The organism is Nocardia nova (genome assembly GCF_002933465.1).
GTDB lineage: Bacteria > Actinomycetota > Actinomycetes > Mycobacteriales > Mycobacteriaceae > Nocardia > Nocardia nova_B.
Genome location: NZ_PSZE01000016.1, coordinates 38632 through 55362 on the forward strand (window position 1 = coordinate 38632; position 16731 = coordinate 55362).

Annotated in this window: 18 protein-coding genes and 3 pseudogenes; 11 read left to right on the plus strand and 10 right to left on the minus strand. The window is 67.2% G+C overall.

The genetic code is table 11. The features are described 5' to 3' along the window. The gene (locus C5E41_RS19455) at positions 1–1350 is read left to right on the plus strand and encodes an NtaA/DmoA family FMN-dependent monooxygenase (protein WP_104377236.1); all 1350 of its coding nucleotides are present in this window, start codon (positions 1–3) and stop codon (positions 1348–1350) included. A gap of 65 nt (positions 1351–1415) precedes the next feature. Here C5E41_RS19455 and C5E41_RS19460 read toward each other — a convergent pair whose 3' ends face one another. Both C5E41_RS19460 and C5E41_RS19465 read right to left on the minus strand, forming a co-directional pair. Then, positions 1416–2474, minus strand: coding sequence for an LLM class flavin-dependent oxidoreductase (locus tag C5E41_RS19460; RefSeq protein ID WP_104377324.1), 1059 nt, complete (start codon positions 2472–2474; stop codon positions 1416–1418). 300 nt (positions 2475–2774) lie between these two features. Then, positions 2775–3212 carry a MarR family winged helix-turn-helix transcriptional regulator gene (locus C5E41_RS19465; RefSeq protein ID WP_104367566.1) on the minus strand — a complete coding sequence of 146 codons (438 nt, stop codon included), beginning with the start codon at positions 3210–3212 and terminating at the stop codon, positions 2775–2777. Between the two features lie 89 nt (positions 3213–3301). On the opposite strand from C5E41_RS19465, the gene C5E41_RS19470 reads away from it, so the two are divergent. After that, the gene (locus tag C5E41_RS19470; protein ID WP_104377237.1) at positions 3302–4027 is read left to right on the plus strand and encodes an SDR family oxidoreductase; all 726 of its coding nucleotides are present in this window, start codon (positions 3302–3304) and stop codon (positions 4025–4027) included. A gap of 209 nt (positions 4028–4236) precedes the next feature. Continuing rightward, positions 4237–5448: an acyl-CoA dehydrogenase gene (locus tag C5E41_RS19475; protein ID WP_104377238.1), complete on the plus strand. Its 1212-nt coding sequence runs from the start codon at positions 4237–4239 to the stop codon at positions 5446–5448. 50 nt (positions 5449–5498) lie between these two features. On the opposite strand, the gene C5E41_RS19480 is transcribed toward C5E41_RS19475, so the two are convergent. Beyond that, entirely contained in the window at positions 5499–6323 is an 825-nt protein-coding gene (locus tag C5E41_RS19480) for a sulfurtransferase (RefSeq protein ID WP_104377239.1), read from the minus strand. Between the two features lie 35 nt (positions 6324–6358). Beyond that, positions 6359–6712: a hypothetical protein gene (locus C5E41_RS19485; protein WP_104380440.1), complete on the minus strand. Its 354-nt coding sequence runs from the start codon at positions 6710–6712 to the stop codon at positions 6359–6361. Between the two features lie 204 nt (positions 6713–6916). On the opposite strand from C5E41_RS19485, the gene C5E41_RS19490 reads away from it, so the two are divergent. Then, entirely contained in the window at positions 6917–7210 is a 294-nt protein-coding gene (locus C5E41_RS19490; RefSeq protein ID WP_104377241.1) for a hypothetical protein, read from the plus strand. Positions 7211–7428: 218 nt separating this feature from the next. Here the strand turns inward: C5E41_RS19490 and C5E41_RS36235 are convergent. The 4 genes and pseudogenes from C5E41_RS36235 to C5E41_RS36240 form a co-directional block, all read right to left on the minus strand. Further along, positions 7429–7551 (minus strand): annotated as a pseudogene (locus tag C5E41_RS36235) (FAD-dependent oxidoreductase); the annotation flags it as partial. Between the two features lie 7 nt (positions 7552–7558). Continuing rightward, complete coding sequence (locus C5E41_RS19500; protein WP_258081085.1) at positions 7559–8149, minus strand: GntR family transcriptional regulator; 591 nt, start codon at positions 8147–8149, stop codon at positions 7559–7561. Next, a pseudogene (locus C5E41_RS35205) lies at positions 8126–8287 on the minus strand (winged helix-turn-helix domain-containing protein); the annotation flags it as partial. The gene C5E41_RS19500 and the pseudogene C5E41_RS35205, both read right to left, overlap by 24 nt. Before the next feature lie 54 nt (positions 8288–8341). Further along, positions 8342–8974, minus strand: a complete 633-nt coding sequence (locus C5E41_RS36240; protein ID WP_439956459.1) for a DUF6924 domain-containing protein — start codon at positions 8972–8974, stop codon at positions 8342–8344. Positions 8975–9327: 353 nt separating this feature from the next. Here C5E41_RS36240 and C5E41_RS19510 point away from each other — a divergent pair, with 353 nt between their 5' ends. The 4 genes and pseudogenes from C5E41_RS19510 (at position 9328) to C5E41_RS19525 (ending at position 13244) form a co-directional block, all read left to right on the plus strand. Beyond that, positions 9328–10335, plus strand: a complete 1008-nt coding sequence (locus tag C5E41_RS19510) for an LLM class flavin-dependent oxidoreductase (RefSeq protein WP_104377245.1) — start codon at positions 9328–9330, stop codon at positions 10333–10335. Positions 10336–10748: 413 nt separating this feature from the next. Then, positions 10749–11447 (plus strand): annotated as a pseudogene (locus C5E41_RS35210) (VIT1/CCC1 transporter family protein). Positions 11448–11637: 190 nt separating this feature from the next. After that, positions 11638–12216, plus strand: a complete 579-nt coding sequence (locus C5E41_RS19520) for a DUF2231 domain-containing protein (RefSeq protein WP_146099127.1) — start codon at positions 11638–11640, stop codon at positions 12214–12216. A 59-nt stretch (positions 12217–12275) separates the two neighbouring features. Then, positions 12276–13244, plus strand: a complete 969-nt coding sequence (locus tag C5E41_RS19525) for a ferritin family protein (protein ID WP_219823197.1) — start codon at positions 12276–12278, stop codon at positions 13242–13244. A gap of 443 nt (positions 13245–13687) precedes the next feature. On the opposite strand, the gene C5E41_RS19530 is transcribed toward C5E41_RS19525, so the two are convergent. Then, the gene (locus C5E41_RS19530; RefSeq protein ID WP_104377248.1) at positions 13688–13948 is read right to left on the minus strand and encodes a metal-sensitive transcriptional regulator; all 261 of its coding nucleotides are present in this window, start codon (positions 13946–13948) and stop codon (positions 13688–13690) included. Between the two features lie 164 nt (positions 13949–14112). Between C5E41_RS19530 and C5E41_RS19535 the strand changes: the two genes are divergently transcribed. The 3 genes from C5E41_RS19535 to C5E41_RS19545 all read left to right on the plus strand — a co-directional run bounded on the left by C5E41_RS19535 (position 14113) and on the right by C5E41_RS19545 (position 16414). Beyond that, complete coding sequence (locus tag C5E41_RS19535; protein ID WP_104377249.1) at positions 14113–14502, plus strand: carboxymuconolactone decarboxylase family protein; 390 nt, start codon at positions 14113–14115, stop codon at positions 14500–14502. 794 nt (positions 14503–15296) lie between these two features. Then, positions 15297–16113 (plus strand): IS5 family transposase gene (locus C5E41_RS19540; RefSeq protein ID WP_439956541.1). Its coding sequence is split into 2 segments (ribosomal slippage): positions 15297–15644 and positions 15646–16113, totalling 816 coding nucleotides; the frame shifts between segments, so codons are not numbered across the junction. An 88-nt stretch (positions 16114–16201) separates the two neighbouring features. Then, positions 16202–16414 (plus strand): hypothetical protein, encoded by a 213-nt coding sequence (locus C5E41_RS19545; RefSeq protein ID WP_104377251.1) that lies wholly within the window; start codon positions 16202–16204, stop codon positions 16412–16414. A 110-nt stretch (positions 16415–16524) separates the two neighbouring features. Here the strand turns inward: C5E41_RS19545 and C5E41_RS33960 are convergent, their stop codons facing one another. Beyond that, a complete protein-coding gene (locus C5E41_RS33960; RefSeq protein ID WP_181063318.1) occupies positions 16525–16695 on the minus strand; it encodes a hypothetical protein in 171 nt (56 codons plus the stop codon). Positions 16696–16731 lie beyond the last annotated feature (36 nt).

Here is a 16731-nt window from a genome sequence, read left to right on the forward strand (position 1 = left end):
ATGCCCGGTCCGACATCGGGTTTCCATCTCAACCTGTCGCTGATGACGCCGGGACATTTCCGGCAGGCGTGGCGGTTGCCGCACGCCGATCCGCTCGCCTATCTGGATATCGAGTACTTCCAGCGCCTCGCGCGCATCGCGGAGGCGGCGACGATCGACGCGGTCTTCCTCGGCGACGGGCCGTCGCTGCGCGGGGAGATCGAGGAGGCGCCGGGCACCGGCATCGATCCGCTGGTGCTGCTGGGCTCCGTCGCGGCGGTGACCGAGCACCTCGGTGTGGTGATCACCTCCTCGACCACCTACAACTCGCCGTACAACCTGGCGCGGCGATTCCAGGCGCTCGACCATGTGACCAAGGGGCGTGCGGCGGTCAATATCGTCACCACCGGAACACCCGCCGCCGCAGCCAATTTCGGCCTCGACGCCCATCCCGATCGCGAGACCCGCTATCGGCGGGCGTGGGAATTCCTGGATGTGGTCACCAAACTCTGGGACAGCTGGGATGCCGACTGGCTCATCGCGGACAAGGCCTCGGGCCGCTACGCCGATCCGGACCGAATCCACCGCATCGACCACGAGGGAGAGTTCTTCTCCGTCGCGGGCCCACTGCCGGTGCCGCCGGGCCCGCAAGGGCGGCCGGTCGTGGTGCAGGCGGGCGGGTCGGAGGGCGGCCTCAGGTTGGCCGGAGACTTCGCCGACGTGGTGTTCACGGTGGCTCAGACCCGGGAGCGGGCCGTCGCGTTCCGGGAGGAGATCCGCCGCCGGGCCGTGGCAGCCGGTCGCGGGCCGGACGCGGTCAAGGTCTCACTCGGCGTGGTGGTGCTGGTCGCGGCGACCGAGGAACAGGCACGTCGCCGCGAACGCGAACTGTACGACCTGCTGCCGATCGAGCGGCTCACCACCCACCTCCTCGCCAACCTCGGCCTGCCGGCGGGTTCGTTCGGACCCGACGACCCGATCGACGTCGGAGATCTTCCGGAAACCGTTCCGGCCGAGACGTTTTCGACCGGATCCAGTGAATCCACCCGGGCGCTGATCGCCACCGGGCCGCGCACGCCGCGCGAGTTGATCGAGCGCAGCGCCGGCGGATCGGGGCATCGCCTGCTGGTCGGCACCCCTGAACAGGTTGCCGACGATCTGCAGCAGTGGTTCGAAGCCGGAGCCGCGGACGGTTTCACGATCATGCCGGCCGACACCGCCGTGGATCTGGAGAACTTCGCCACCGGCGTGGTGCCGATCCTGCAGCGGCGCGGGCTGTTCCAGCGAGAATATCGGGACCGGACACTGCGTGCGCGCCTGGGACTGCCGGGGCCGCACCGGCAGGTGGGCGACGTCGCCGAATCGGCCTGAGACCGGTTGTGCGGCAGCGGTAGCACCGAGGCGGGGACATCGAGTCCCCGCCTCGGTGTTGTCGCTCAGCGCAGCAGCGGCAGCAGGTGTTCGCCCTGGCGGTGGATTTCCTGCAGGTAGGGCGTGTCGGAGAGGACGAAATGGGTGATCCCGAGGTCCTGGTACTTCCGCAGCGATTTGGCGACGTCCTCGGCCGAACCGACCAGCCAGGTGCTGCCCGCACCGCCCCCACCGACCCGGCCCGGCGCGGTGTAGAGGTTGTCGTCGAGCACGTCGCCGCGGGCCGCGAGGTCGTAGAGGCGCTGCTGGCCGACCGCGGCCCGCCACTGCGGTCCCGGGCCCGCCTCATGACTTTTCGCCATCTCCGCCACCCGGGCCTGGGCATCGGCCCACGCCTGTTCGGTGGTGTCGCGTACGACGGTGGTGACTCGCAGACCGAATTCCAGCGGCGGAAGTTCACGTCCGTGCCGCTCACTCAGCTCCCGCAGGCGCTCGATCCGCTCGCGCACGTCGGCGAGCGGTTCACCCCAGAACAGCTGCACGTCGGCCACGGTCGCCGCGACCCGCTCGGCGGCGGCCGACGCCCCGCCGAAGTAGAGGGTGGGATGCGGCCTGCCCTCCTGGACCGAAATGCGCGGTAGCACGGTGGAATCGGTCACTCGGTAGTGCGTTCCCGCGTGGGTGACGTTCTCCTCGGTCCACAGCCGGCGAACGAGGCGGATGAACTCCTCGGTGCGCCCGTAGCGGGCGGCCTGGTCCTCCTCGGATTCGCCGTAGGCGGCGAGATTGTCCTTCCCGGAGACGATGTTGATCCGCACCCGGCCGCCGGACAGATGATCGAGTGTGGCGACCGCCGAGGCGAAATGGGCGGGACGCCAGTATCCGGGCCGGATGGCGATCAGCGGCTCGAACGACCGGGTGCGCGCGGCCAGCGCCGCCGCCACGGTGAGCGTGTCCGGACGGCCCCATCCGGTACCGAGCAGCGCGCCCTTCCAGCCGTACTCCTCGAGCGCTCGCGCCTGCGCGGTGAGGGTGTCGAGGCTGTTGTGATCGGTGGTGACGGTGTCGCCCCGGTGGCCCGGTGTCACTTGATTGGGGATGTACCAGAGGAATTCGGCGCTTATCGGGGTCGTCCTGTTCGGTGGTCGCGATCCGCGGCGGACGCAGCTGGCTACCGCCGGAGGAAGAATGTTCGGCGAGGCGAACACCGAGAGTATGGTCCCGCCGGATCGTCCGATCGCCTGTCCGGCCGGCCGCCAGGATGCGTGAAAAGCGCTGTGTACTGCGGGAATTCGGTCTCGGCCGAAATAAATTCCGGGGGATTCGAGAGCGCCGCCGAAAGCTCCACCGGTTCGTCGGAGAGTGAACCGATGCCCCTCGGGTGCGTTACGCCCGGTGTCGCAGGACGCTCCGATCGCGAAGGTTCAGTGCGTTTCCGGATCTCGACGACTCTCGGCGAGCGCCGCCGCTGCCGTCGCCACCGCGTCGATCATCCGCTCTCGCTGGGCGCCGGGAAGCCGCTCGGCCAACTGCCGCTCCAATGTGGCACGAATATCGTCGCGAAGCGCGAGCCCGGGCTCGGTCAGGACCGCTCGGGTGATTCGCCGGTCCGCCGGATCGGGTTCGCGCGCCAGCAGTTCCCGGCGCTCCAACCGGTCCACCATTCCGGTCACGTTGGTCTTGTCGCATCCGAGCGCCGCGGCGAGCTCGCCGAAGCTGGGCCGCGACTTGTGCACCAGGCACAGCAACTCGAGTTGCTGCGCGGTCAAACCGTAACTCCGCGCGACCTTTCCGTAGAGCACGCTCAGCTCCCGGTGCAATGCGCCGAAGGCGGTCACTGAATCCGGGTCACCGATGGCCATCGCCGAAGTCTAGCTCCTCGACTGTTGACATGCTCCACCAATTAGTCGAGTGTGTGGACTATAGACATGCTCATCTATGTGGAGGACTTATGCCGGTAGCGATAGTGACCGGGGCGTCGGCCGGGATCGGGCGGGCGATCGCGGGCCGCCTCGGATCCGAAGGAATGGCTGTCGTCGTCAACTACCTCGGCAACCGCACCGCGGCCGAGGAACTGGTGGCCACCGTCGAGGCGGGTGGCGGGCGCGCGGTGGCCGCCCGGGCCGACGTCTCCGACCCCGTGCAGTTACGCGGGCTGTTCGATCTGGCGGAGGACGAGTTCGGCGGAGTCGACATTCTCGTGAACAACGCGGGCACCGCTCGTTTCGCACCTCTGGCGCAGGCCACCGACGAGGATTTCGACCTCACCTTCTCCCTCAACGTGAAAGCCACGTTCATCGCATTGCGCGAGGCGGCGAATCGCCTGCGCGACCATGGCCGGATCGTGGTGATCTCTTCGGGTGTGACGGTCACTCACCGTTCCGGCTCGGCCGTCTATGCCGCGAGCAAGGCCGCCGCCGAGGAATTGGTGCGTGTTCTGGCCAAGGAGCTGGGTCCGCGCGGCATCACCGTGAACAGTGTGCTGCCGGGTGCGACCCGCACGGAAGCCCTCGCCGGCGCGCGAGATACCGCGGCGCTCGACGAGGTCGCTGCGGCAACGCCTCTCGGCCGCATCGGTGAGCCCGGGGATATCGCCGACATCGTCGCGTTTCTGGTTTCCGACGACGCGCGATGGATCACCGGCCAGTCCGTGCGCGCAGGCGGCGGACTCTTCTGACGTCCGCGGGCGATCGCGGTAAGAATTGGGCTGAACCAAAGCCTCCGGCCGGCCGCCGGAACGTGCGAATGTCGTTGGGTACCACGGATATGGACCGCGCCGGGCCTGCGAGGAGATCGGCGCCCTATCCGCCGTAGCAGCGGGATGCGCCCCACTTGCGGGCTGATCGCGCGATCCATTCAGCACACCGACGGTCCCGGGAGGGCGTCATGACGTCGACACATATCGAACCCGTTGCACCGGCGCTCGATTCCATCGAATTGCGGGCGGTGATCGATGAGATCGCCGCGGATGCTCGGCGGCGCCGCGAGACCGGCGGGGGTTGCCCGGACCGCGCGCTGGCACTGGCTCGTGAGCATCGCCTGGGCGCGGTGCGAGTGCCGCGCGACCTCGGCGGCGCCGGCTACAGCGTGCGCGAATTCTTCGCTCTCGCGGTGCGGCTCGCGCAGGCCGATCCCGACGTCCCGCACATCCTGCGCATCCACTGGAGCACCGTCGAGGAAGCGCTGCGCACACGCGAGACGGAGCGAAGCAAGCAGTGGCTGCGGTGGATCCGCGAGGGCAAGATCTTCGCCGGTGCGCAGTCGGAGCTGTCCGGTCAGCCGGGTGTGTACAGCTACGACACGCTGCTCACCGCCGAGGACGATCATTTCCGTCTCAACGGCCGCAAGTTCTACAGCACGGGCAGCATCTACGCCGACTATCTGCGTATCGGCGCGAACAACGAAGCGGGACAACAGGTCAGCGTCGTCGTTCCGGGCGACCGCGAGGGCGTGCTGCACCTCGACGACTGGGACGGCATCGGACAGCGTGAGACCGGCAGCGGCACCACCGTCTTGGACGACGTGCTCGTGCACGCGGACGAGATCGGCGAATTCCGATTGCTCCCGGGCCCGAGACGACCCCGCAGCCCGCTGGTTCATCTGCTGCTGCACGCGATCGCGGCGGGCATCCTGAGGGCACTGACCGAGGACACCGCGACGCTGCTGCGCGCGCGGACCCGGTCCTATTCGTGGGGCAATGCCGAACTGGCCCGCAACGATCCGCAGCTGCTGGCTGTCGTCGGATCGCTGTCGAGTACCGCTTTCGTGGTGGAAGCCGCGGTGCTGGCGGCCGCCGACGCGCTCGACGCGGCGACCAGTCACGTCTGGCAGCACGGCCTCCCCGACGACGGCCTGGAACTCGCGGCCTCACTACAGACTTCGCAGGTCAAGGTGGCGGTGGAAAAGATCGCCCTGAGCGCCGCGGCCGAGGCCTTCGACGCCGGTGGTGCGTCGTGGACACGCGCATCGGCCGGACTGGACCGGCACTGGCGCAATCTGCGGACGTTGTTCTCCCACAACCCGACCGTGTACAAGGCGCGGGTTGTGGGAGACGTCGTCGTCAACGACGCCGAGCTGCCGAGCGTCGGATTCTTCTGAGTCCGCGCGCTTTACGCCGTGTAGTGCGGGGGAGTCGGGCGGCGGTGGCGTCAGCCCGGCTCGTCCCCGCTCGCCACCGGGCGGGTGGAATCGGAACTCGACGCCGAGAACGAGCCGGGATAGAGTGCGGCCTCGACTCCGAGCGTCGCCAGCGCCAGTACGTCCAGGGTGGCCGCGGTGCCGCCGCCGCAGTAGGCGCCCCACTGCTTCCGGCCGCCGAATTCGCCCGCGCCCCGATATGCGGTGCGCAATGTCTCCGGGGCGCGCAAGAACCCGTCCGGCCCGATATTGCGGGCCGCGGGAAGATTCACCGCTCCCGGGATGTGCCCGCCGCCGGAGGCGCCGGAATAGCCCGCACTGTCGCGAGCGTCGAGGAGGACACCCGAGCGGGCCAGCTCGCCCGCCGCTTCGGTGTCGAGTACCGGCAGCGAGCCGAGGGTGACGACGAACGAACCGGTGCGTGCCGGCGGCGCCTGATCCCCGACGTCTCCGCCGGCCGCGACCCAGGCGGCCAGACCGCCGTCGAGGTGCCGCACATCCGGCACCCCCGCCCAGCGCAGGGTCCACCATGCCCGCGCGGCGAGTGCGGGAACCTCACGGCTGTACACCACTACGAGGGTGTCGGCGTCGATTCCCCAGCGCCACACGGCATTCTGGATCTGTTCCTCGGTCGGCAGCGGAAACGCCCCCGAACCGGGCGATGTCGGTCCGACCAGATCGGCGGTCAGCGACACCACATGCGCACCCGGCAGGCGAGGCGCCGCGTCGGCGGGCGGTTCGCGATGCACTTCCAACAGCGTTACGGGACGTCCGGAGCTCGAGTAATGGTCGCGCAATTGTGTGGCGCTGATAACGACATCGGTGAGTGTGGACATGGCGAGTCCTTTCCGGACGGGTGGATCTGCGGCACCTATGCGGTGAGTTCGGCGAGCTGCGCTCGCCGAACATCGGCGGACTGGCCTTGTACCAGGAGGAACAGGGCGGTGCGCGCGTAGAGCTGCGCGGTGTCGTCGCCGGCCAGCCCGCGGCCGGAGCGGGCGATGAGCAGGGCCCGGGTGATCGCCGACAGTGCCTCGCCGACAGCGACTTTCACGGCGAGACGATCCTCGGCCCGGTAGGCCCCACCGCCGTGAGCACGTGCCTCGTCGGACAAGTCGTAGGCGGTGGCTCGCAGCTGTTCGAACCGCGGTCGCCACACCGCCGCCACCTGCTGCGCCGGCTGCTCCGACGCCAGTTCCAATTCACGCAACACGGTTTCGGCCAAACCGAAATGCTGGGCACGCGCGTCGTTGGAGACACCCTGGTCATGGCACAAATCCACCGAATCATGGACATCAACCAACTCCACACCGTCACCAGCGAAGTCGTCGACACCGCCCGCGAATCCCTCGTCATCGGCACCCTCTAAACGGCCGACAAGGCCGGCGGCCCACCCCTGGTGTCGGAGGATGCCCTTATCGTTGGGCACATGACCGACATCGCCCCGCTGGCCGCCTCCACGCGGGCAGTATTCGGCGACCCCGGCGTCCACGCCGTCGTCCGAGCCGGACGCACCGTACACGCCGTCAGCCTCGGCCACTGGATCGGCGACGAACAAGCACCAGAACTGCTGTGCCACACCGGCGTCGCCGGATGGTCATCCACCGCACTCGAACCGACACGCGCAGAAATCACCTGCGCCCGCTGCCTACGCAAACTCGGCACCCCCATCCTCGTACCACAGCAACTGCACCTATTCAGCGACGAACAACCGGCCAGATAACGCCGAAGATCTCGCGCCATCCATCGCACAAGGTCACAGTCAGGGTCCGATTCGCCGTTTTTCCCGTGTTGGCTGGCGTGCAAAGTTGTGCTACTTATATATGCGCATCTAAACATTAGTTGTCGACTGTGTTGCGCACGTCGTCAACGTGTGGCGGCGGGATCGGGTGAGTCTGCGCCGGCACCACCGCGATCGCGGGAACGGGCCGCGCGACTCCGAACGTTCGCGCCGTGGCGGGCCGCGGTGAGTGCCGCCATGGTGCCGGCGGTGCCGCCGCCGACGATCAGCACATCGCAGCTCAGTTCGCGGCCTCCGGTGACCGGTGGTATCGCCGATGTCATCGTTGTCTCACCCTCTTTCGGTCGGTGTGGTCACACCGTGGTGCGGTGTGACCGGAATACGGTGCAGCCGGCCGAACAGGGAGAACCGGTCGCCGCGGAAACGGAGGTATTCGAGGTCGACGGGGCGACCGGAGTCGGTGTAGGTAAGGCGTTCGAGCAGCAGCAGCGGCGCGCCCGGGCGGATCGACAGCAGCCCGGCCACGGTGGGATCGGCCGCCACCGCCTCGATGGCGACGGCCGCCGAACCCAGCGGCAGACCGAGTTCGGCTTCCACCAGCCCGAAAACGTCACGACCGGCGAGGTCCATATGCAGCAGCGGCGCGCCGATATCTGCGGTCAGGTAGCTGGCGTCCCGCGACAGGGGTTCACCGTCGAGCAGCCGTACGCGTTCCAGTGCCACCACCGGCGTACCGGGCTCCAGTTCCAGGCGTTCGGCAACGATCGGGGTGGCGGGGATCAGTTCGGCCAGCAGGACCCGGTTGACTATGCGGCTGCCGCCGGTCTCGAAGCTCTCCGCCAGACCGCGCAACCGGTCCAGCTCCTGCACGGCCTTCTGCGCGACGACGAAGGTGCCCGCTCCCTGAACACGGTCGATCATCCCTTCGTCGCGAAGCAGGGCGAGGGCATCGCGCACCACATTGCGGCCGACGCCGAAATCGGCGGCCAGCTGTGCCTCGGCGGGCAGCGGGCGGTCGCCGTAGACGCCGCTGCGGATGCGAGCGCGCAGGACGTCACAGACCCGGCGGGCGGGCGGGAGCGCTGCGGCGGCCGGTGCCGGGGAATGGGGAAGTTAGTTCAGCTCGGTAGGCTTGATCGGGTATCGGCGGGGTGACGCGGCAAGGTCGTAGATGCCGAGTTGTCGTTCGATACCGGCTATTTGGTCGCGGTAGCCGGATAATCGTGCTCGCCGAATCGTTTCTGTTGTGCTTCTGCGATTTGCTCCGCCGTCTGATCGAAGGTGTTGCTGTCGACGGTCACGTCCCCGAAGGCCGGGAAAACCACCGTGTACAGGTTCGTCCGCACGCGCTCGTTGACATCCCCAGGTGGACAGTTGAATGCAAATGAGCTGATTGAGGTTCCCGACGAGTTCGGCCGGCGTCAGGCCGACGAAGGCGGTCTCGTCGACCGGCGTCAGGCCGGTGACCGTGTCTTCGTCGTAGGAAGCAGTGACAGCCGTCGGAGTTCGGGCCCACGCTGCGTCGTCGGTGAAGGCGGTGCGCACCAGAATGGAGTCGCCCTGGGGCAGTGGGGAACGTGCCAGGGCGAGGCCTTGTGCGCGCTCGCCGAGCACGCGCTGGACGACACCGAACTCGACACCCTGGTGCCCCCGTTGCTCCTGTCCGCCGGAGCGGTTCTGGTCGATGAGCTGGTGCCGCTGCGGGACCTCATCGCAGGCCTCGCCGACGTCGAACTTCCCGGCCACACCACCCAGCTGCTTGCCCTCTTGCCGGACACCGCCCGGCCGAAGTCACAGCGTGATCGCGACCCGAACGCCTTCGCCGATTCCTCCCACGACATCAGGAGAAGACGATGACGGCCGAAGCAACCAATGATCCAGTACCCGCACGGCCCGCGGTCGCTGATGCCGCGCAGTAGGTGCCTTCCGATGCTTGCTTTGACGTTGCAGTGCTCGCGAGGTTTCGTCGGCCCCGCGCGGACCACGCCCTATCCGCCTCTCGAGCGAGCTCACCGGCTGGAGACAATGGGTCGAATGGACGTTGGAGGTCGGTCGAGAGTTGTCGAATCTGAGTGTCGACCCTCGGAAAGGTGCCCGCTATGACGAATCATCGCACCGCGCTTCGGCTTTCGGTCCTGGATACGGCACCGATCGTGGAGGGCTCGAACGCAAGCCAGGCGCTACGTGAGTGCGTCGAGCTGGCGCAGTTCGCCGACGGGCTCGGCTACCACCGGTTTTGGATACCGGAGCATCACGGTATGCGCGGAGTGGCCAGTGCCGCACCGGCAGTCATCATCGACCGCGTTGCGTCGGCGACCCGCCATATGCGGGTGGGAGCCGGCGGTGTCATGACACGGAATCATTCGCCCATCGTGATCGCGGAACAATTCGGTACGTTGGAGGCTTTTCGCCCCGGGCGTATCGACCTCGGACTGGGACGCGCCTTGGGCGGGCCCCGTGAAGTCGCCGACCGTATTCGTAGCCCACACGACCGGACAGCGACGTCGTTCGAAGACCAGATCCGGGACCTGCTGGGGCTGTTCGATGAACAGACTTCAGGCCGCCCGGCGGCGGTGCCCGCCGAAGGCAACCGACCCGAAATCTGGATGCTCGGAAGCAGCGACTACACCGCGCGCGTCGCCGGTGCCCTCGGACTTCCCTTTGCTGCAGCGCATCACCTCGAGCCGGAAAATACCATCGCGGCTACCCGTATCTACCGGCAGACCTTTCAGCCCTCATCACTGTGCCCGGCACCGCGGACCATGGTCAGCGTGGCAGCAATCGCGGCCGAAAGCGACGAACGCGCTCAGTGGCTGTCCGGGTCACTGAAGATGAAGGCCGCACGGCGAAAAGCGGGGCAGCCGATACGCTTACCCAGCCCGCAGACCGCAGCACACTCCGGATATGCGAGCAGATGCGGCGCCGCAGATGAACTGGACGGGGTCTTCGTCGGCACGCCGGCGACCGTGCTGTCGCGTTTGCAGGGCTTGGCAGAGTCAACCGCCGCGGAGGAACTCCTGATCAAGACCGACCTTTACGACCCTCACGATCGCTGCGAGTCGTTCAGACTGCTGGCCGACAATCGCGTTGCCCAAAGCCGAACTTAGTACCAGGGTTCGTAGACGCTCGGCCGGAGTGCGGGGCAGCACCGATGCGGGTGTTCACCAAGTACGCGACCAATCGAGTCGTGATCCCTTGGCTGGACGAAAACGATGGTGCGCGTGGCATATTCAGCACGTCAGCAGATCTACCGGAACATTCTGTTCGAACCCGGTCGTCGCCGAGCCGACGCCTACCGTGTTCATCATCCCCCTGCCGTACGGCAGCCGGGTCGACTGCCGCGCTTGACCGGTGCCCCTTCGCCCTTCCGGCCCTGTGCTCATCGGTCGGGGACTTCGCTGATCTCTTGGGAGTCGTTGTGCCCTGTCAGCCGGGCCACGTGGAAAGGAACGATCCGAGCAAAGAGGTCGTCCGAATCGACCCGGCAACCCGAAGGGCCCGCATCATGACTTTCTTGGCGATGGTTCACCCGCATGCCGAACGGCATCGCGGCGAGCACGCGGGCTGGCTGCGGGCCGCGGTCCTGGGCGCCAACGACGGACTGGTCTCGACCGCGAGCCTCATGGTCGGCGTCGCGGCCAGCGGCGCCGCGGCGGGCGCGGTCCTCACTGCGAGGCTGGCTGGATTGGCGGCGGGGTCGATGGTCATGGCGGCGGGCGAATACGTCTCGGTCAGTTCGCAAGTCGACGTCGAACGCGGCGACCGAGCCAAAGAGGAGCACGAACTGGCCACCGACCCCGCCGCCGAATTGACGGAGCTGGCGGGCATCTACCGCGACCGTGGACTGCCTGCCTAACTCGCCGCGCAGGTCGCCGCCGCATGGCACGACAACGATCCGCTCACCGCCCATCTGCGAGATGAGCTCGGGCACAACGAAATCACCGCCGCCCGCCCCACGCAAGCCGCGTTGGCCCCGGCCGCCAGCTTCTTCCTCGGCGGCCTGCTCCCGCTGCTCGGTGTGATCGCCCCGACCAGCGGCACCCGACTGGGGCTCATCGTGATCGTGACCGTGCTGGGACTGGCCGTCGCGGGCGTTCTCGGAGCCCGAGTCGCCGGGACGAGTACCCTGCGCCCGGCGCTGCGAGTCGTCATCGGCGGCAGCCTCGCCATGGCAGTCACGGCGCTGGTCGGTCAACTCGTCCACGTCGCCGGCATCTGATCGGACCGGCCGAACGCGGCTGGGTCGTGGAGCGTGTAATGCTACGCGGCATCGAACAGCGTGCCGGGCGACTCGCGGTGGCGATGTCAGGTTAGCCATGGCTCGGGGTCCAAGGTCCGCGTCCGTGGTGGCGTAAGGCTCGTCGATCGGTGACTTCGGCCTGCGGTCCCCGCACAGCGTGGCGGCGACGATGGGTGTGTTTCCGTTGGTTCGGCGAGAGGTGATCGCGATGGGGGCGCTGTTCGGACTTCCGGCGCATCCGCTGCTGGCGCATGTGGCGGTGGTGGCGATTCCGGTGGCGGCGGTGCTGGCCGTGGTGGTCGCGGTGTTCCAGCGGGTGCCCGGGCTGGTCAAGCTCACCACACTGGGTGTGGGTGTGGTGGCTGTGGTGGTGGTGCCGTTGATGGAGTCCTCCGGCGAAGCGCTGCAGGAGCGAGTGCCCGAGACGGCGGCGGTGGAACGGCACGCCGACCTTGGAGAGACGTTGTTGCCGTGGGTGATCGGGCTGTTCGTCGTGATCGTCGCAGTACTGGCGATCGACCGGTGGCCGCGTGCGCCGCGTTCGAGCGGGCCGGGAACACCACGTCAACGGGACTTCGGTCTGTCTCATCGGGGCCTGCGGACGGTACAGATCGCTGGCGCGGTCGCGGTGGTCGTGGTGGCGGCGGGCACGCTGGTACAGACGATTCGGATCGGCCACAGCGGTGCACAGGCGACCTGGTCGACCTCCGCTCCGGTACAGAACCCGGGTGAGCCTGAAGATCGCTGATCACCCGGCGCGGAATTTCCAAATCCTGTTGCACCCCTGGGGGATCGAGAGGAACAGACATGCACAACAAATCGCGACTGACGATTGCGATGTGTACCGCGCTTCTGGTGCCGGTGGCGGCGTGTTCGGGTACGCCACAGCGAGCCGCGTCGCCACAGCAGTCTTCATCTCCACAGCAGTCCCAGTCCGCGCTTGCCGAGTCGACCCGAACCAACGCCTTGGCGGCGATGCACGGGGAAGCCTTCGCTCACGCGAAATACCGGGCCTATGCGGATCAGGCCCAGCACAACGGCCAGACACGGGTAGCGCAGGAGTTCCACTCCGCTGCACGGACCGAGCTGGCGGATCATTTCACTCGTGAGGCCGATCTGATCGGACTGGGCGGTGACACCGCAGCGAATCTGCGGGACGTGATCGCCGGCGAGTCCACCGAATCGGCCACTATGTACCCGGGCTTCGCTGCACAGGCGACAGCGGCGGGTGACGCTGCGGCGGCGCAGCTGTTCTCCGGGATCGCCGGCGACGAAGCAGCGCACGCACGCGACTTCACGACCGCGTTGGCGACCCTCACAGGGCCCGCGGGCGCCGTGGTTCCGGCGGGGCCCGATGTCACCGCGACTTCGATCACGCCGGGACCGGCGAAGTCGTCGGGTGCGACCCTGGCCAACCTGCGCACGGCCATGCAGGGCGAGGCGTTCGCCTTCGCGAAATACACCCGATATGCCCGCCAGGCTCGTCAGGCGGGGAATCCGCAGATCGCGCAACTGTTCTCCCGCACCGCCCAGGTCGAGCTCGCCGAGCACTTCGCTGAGGAAGCGACGCTGGCCGGGCTGGTGGCCTCCGACGCTGCCGCCAATCTCACCGACGCGATCGCAGGGGAGAAGCAGGAAGCCGAGTCGATGTACCCCGACTATGCCAACCAAGCCGACAAAGCCGGAAACGCTCGGGCCGCCGACCTGTTTCGAGAGATTGCGGCCGACGAAAAAGCCCACGAGCAAGCCTTCCGACAGGCTCTCGCCGCCCTGTGACCTCGGTCGTTTCGACCAGGCCCGGCTCACGGGAATGGGCCGGTACGTGCAGTTGCTGCACCAACTGGTGCCGGGTTCGGTCGACACCGCCGACGCTGTTCGTCCAGTGTGCGCGATCGTTCCTGGACAGCTCTTCGGGGGGAAGATATTTGCGCGGACTGCCAGACCCGGCCATGGGACGCGGCGCATTCCGTCGTGCCGGTGGCCGCCGAGGGACAGACGACGCAGCCAGCTATCACCCACGGGTCGGAAGCCTACACGGAAGGGGAGGCCGAAGCGGATCGTGTGCTGGGCCGTTCCGCCGATAGTTCTCGGCTGGTGGACGGTACGGGCGCTGCGATTCCACAGCGGTTTCGGTCGCACGCGGTGCCGAGTAGTTCACCACTGCTTCGCGCCCGAATTCGCCGCGCTCGCAACGGATTCGCCTGGGAGGTGCCGCGACGTCACGCCAACGAGAGGAACAGCTTCTCCATCTTCTTCATGTCGGCGCCGTCCGGGCTGCCGTTGGTCAGACAGTACTGGAGACCGGTCGCCACCAAGGCGTAACCGCTGCGGCTCAGCGCTTTGTTGACAGCAGCGAGCTGAGTGAGCACATCCTCGCACTCCGCACCGTCTTCCATCATGCGGATGACGGTCGCCAGGTGGCCGTGTGCACGCTTCATGCGAGTGATCACGGCCTTCACCTCGTCCGGTTCGAATTGCATCTGTTTCCTCCAACGTCTCGGCCGGCCCGTCGCGGACCGTACCCATGAATCATATCCCCCCGGGGGGATGCTATCGTTGTCTCATATCCCCCCGGGGGGATAGCCCGTACGTGGTTCTCCCCGCACCACCCGCGACGGACCACAGCTGATGAAAGGAATGCCGGATGTCCGTACTCAGTGAGCGCCCGTCCCGCCACGGCGCCGCCGTGCTCCAAGAGCTCTCGCCGCAGCATCGCGCGCTACGTCATGCGATCCCCGAGGTGTACAAGGGTTTCGGCGAACTCAGCAAAGCCGCGTTCGCACCGGGAGCCCTCGATCGCAAGACGAAGGAACTGATCGCGCTCGCCATCGGCGTGGTCGAGGGCTGTGACGGTTGCATCGCCTCGCACGGGCAAGCGGCCGCGCGCGCCGGGGCCACGCGCCAAGAGGCCGCAGAGGCCATCGGCGTTACCTTCCTCATGCACGGCGGCCCGGCAACGATCTACGGTGCTCGCGCCTACGAAGCGTTCTGCGAGTTCGTCGATGCCGTCGATGCCGGCGACGGCCCGGCGTGATCACGAACGGAAAAGGTTCTCGGCATGTGTAGTCCCGTTCGCTGCAGGGTGTGCGGCAAGACGACGTGGTCCGGTTGCGGTCGGCACGTTGCTCGGATCCGGGCCGCCGTTCCGGCCGACCAATGGTGCGCCGGCCATCCGGCATCCGCCCAGGACGGCTCGTCGCGTCGGCTGTTTCGCAAGTGGGGAGGCCGCTGAAGCGGCCCCGGTCAGCAGTCCGACGGTTTCGGACAAAGCGCTGGTGTACTGCGCCAGGAATTGGCGCCTGTTGACCAACCATCTGGACGACCAGCGGATCGCCTACCAACACATCGATCGCATCCTTCGATGCTACTGATGACCGGTTGGCTTTGTTCGGCGAAGCGGCGCGACCTGCGGGTTCGTGGTTGTTGGGGAGTGTTGCCGGCTGCTGTTTGTTGCTGTTCGTCAGCCTGCGACGTCCTGTGGACGTCCTGTACGGCGTCTGAATTTCACCTTTCCGGCTGGCGGCTGCCGGTTGGTCGCAGGCACCTGGCGGCCCTGATACAGGTCCATGTGGCGTGTGCTGCCCGGCCGGGGTGCGTGCCGATAGCGGTCGTTGCGGCAGCCGGTGAGCGGAACACGGCCGTCGAAGCAGGCCGAGATGTCGCTGCTGCCGGGGCGAGAACCTTGGCAGATCTACCAGGCATCGGTGTGGCACGAGGGACTCGTATACCTCACTGCGGCAGATTTACCTAAGAGGGTGTCTCACGTGGTTGTGATTCGGTTATGCTTATGCTGCGTCGGATCCGGTTGTGCTGCATGATGTTCGACTTGTGGTCGATGAGTTGTCCGAACGCCTTCTCCCGGACGAGTTGTGGGCTTTGGTCGAGCCGCTGTTACCGGAGTTCACCCCACGTCCGCAGGGAGGTGGGGTGGCGCCGACCGACGAGCGTGCGGTGTTCACCGCGGTGGTGTTCGTGCTGACCAGCGGCTGCGCCTGGCGGATGCTGCCATCGTCGTTCGGTGTCACCGTCCCCACCGCGCACCGCCGGTTCAGCGCGTGGACCGACGCCCGCCTCTGGCGGCGATTACACCAGGCGATTCTGGACGAGCTGGGCGGCAAGGGCTTGATCGGCTGGTCGCGAGCGGTCATCGACGCGGCGTCGGTGCGAGCCAAAAGGGGGACCTTTGACCGGGCCGAGCCCGGTCGACCGCGGCAAATCGGGCTCGACGATCCACGTCCTGTCCGATCGCGCGGGAATCCCTCTGTCCGTGGGCATTTCGGCCGCCAACACCAATGGCGCACAAGCGCTGCGACCGCTGGTCAAAGCGATCCCGGCAGTCCGATCCCGGCGCGGCCCACGTCGGCGCAGACCGGCCGAGCTGCACGCCGACAAAGCTTACGATGCTGCTGCCCTGCGGGAATGGGGGCGCGATCGAGGCATCGGCGTCCGTATCGCCCGCAAAGGGATCGAATCCTCCGACCGCCTCGGCCGCCATCGATGGGTGATCGAGCGCACGATAGCGTGGCTGAGCGGCTACCACCGGCTCAACATCCGCTACGACCGCAAGGCCACGCACTATCTCGGCTTCCTCACCCTGGCTGCGGCACTGACCTGCTTCAAGAAACTCGCGAAATCAGCGACATGAGACACGACCTTCGGTGCCTCGCGGCGACACAGCAGGGCGGCGTTCGTTTGTTCGCCTGTTCAGGGGTTCGCTCGTCGGAGAGGTGAGTATGGCCGATCATGAGGTGCGTCTGTCGACGAACGGTCTGTTGGTCGACAGAATCGATCTGGATTTCGATGTGAAGATCGACGGCAAAGTGTTCGGGACCCTGAAGGTGTCCGAACGTGGGCTGGAATGGCGACCCAAGCACCGTCGCCGCCGCGGCAAGCATGTCAAGCGCAGCTGGAAGCAGTTTGGCGACTGGGCCAAAGGCGATGCCTGAACCGACTTGAGGATGGAATCCGTTTGGGGGCGCGGCGCGGCAGGCATATTGATTGCCGATACGGCGAGGGTTGCCTCCTGCGGCAGAAAGGCACCCCTCGCCGTGGAATCTCACAGGGCGGCGGGCGGCTTCTTGTACCAGGCGGTGACCACGCCGACCAAGTGGACGATGTTCTGAGTCCGCATGATCGGGGCATTGGCGTCGGGTTCGAAGTCGACGTTGGCCTCGGTGGTGCGCCAGATGCTGGTCTCGGTGACTGGCGCGGCCGATGGTCGACTCACCGGCAGGCCGCCGACTCCACAAGCGCGCAGTTATAC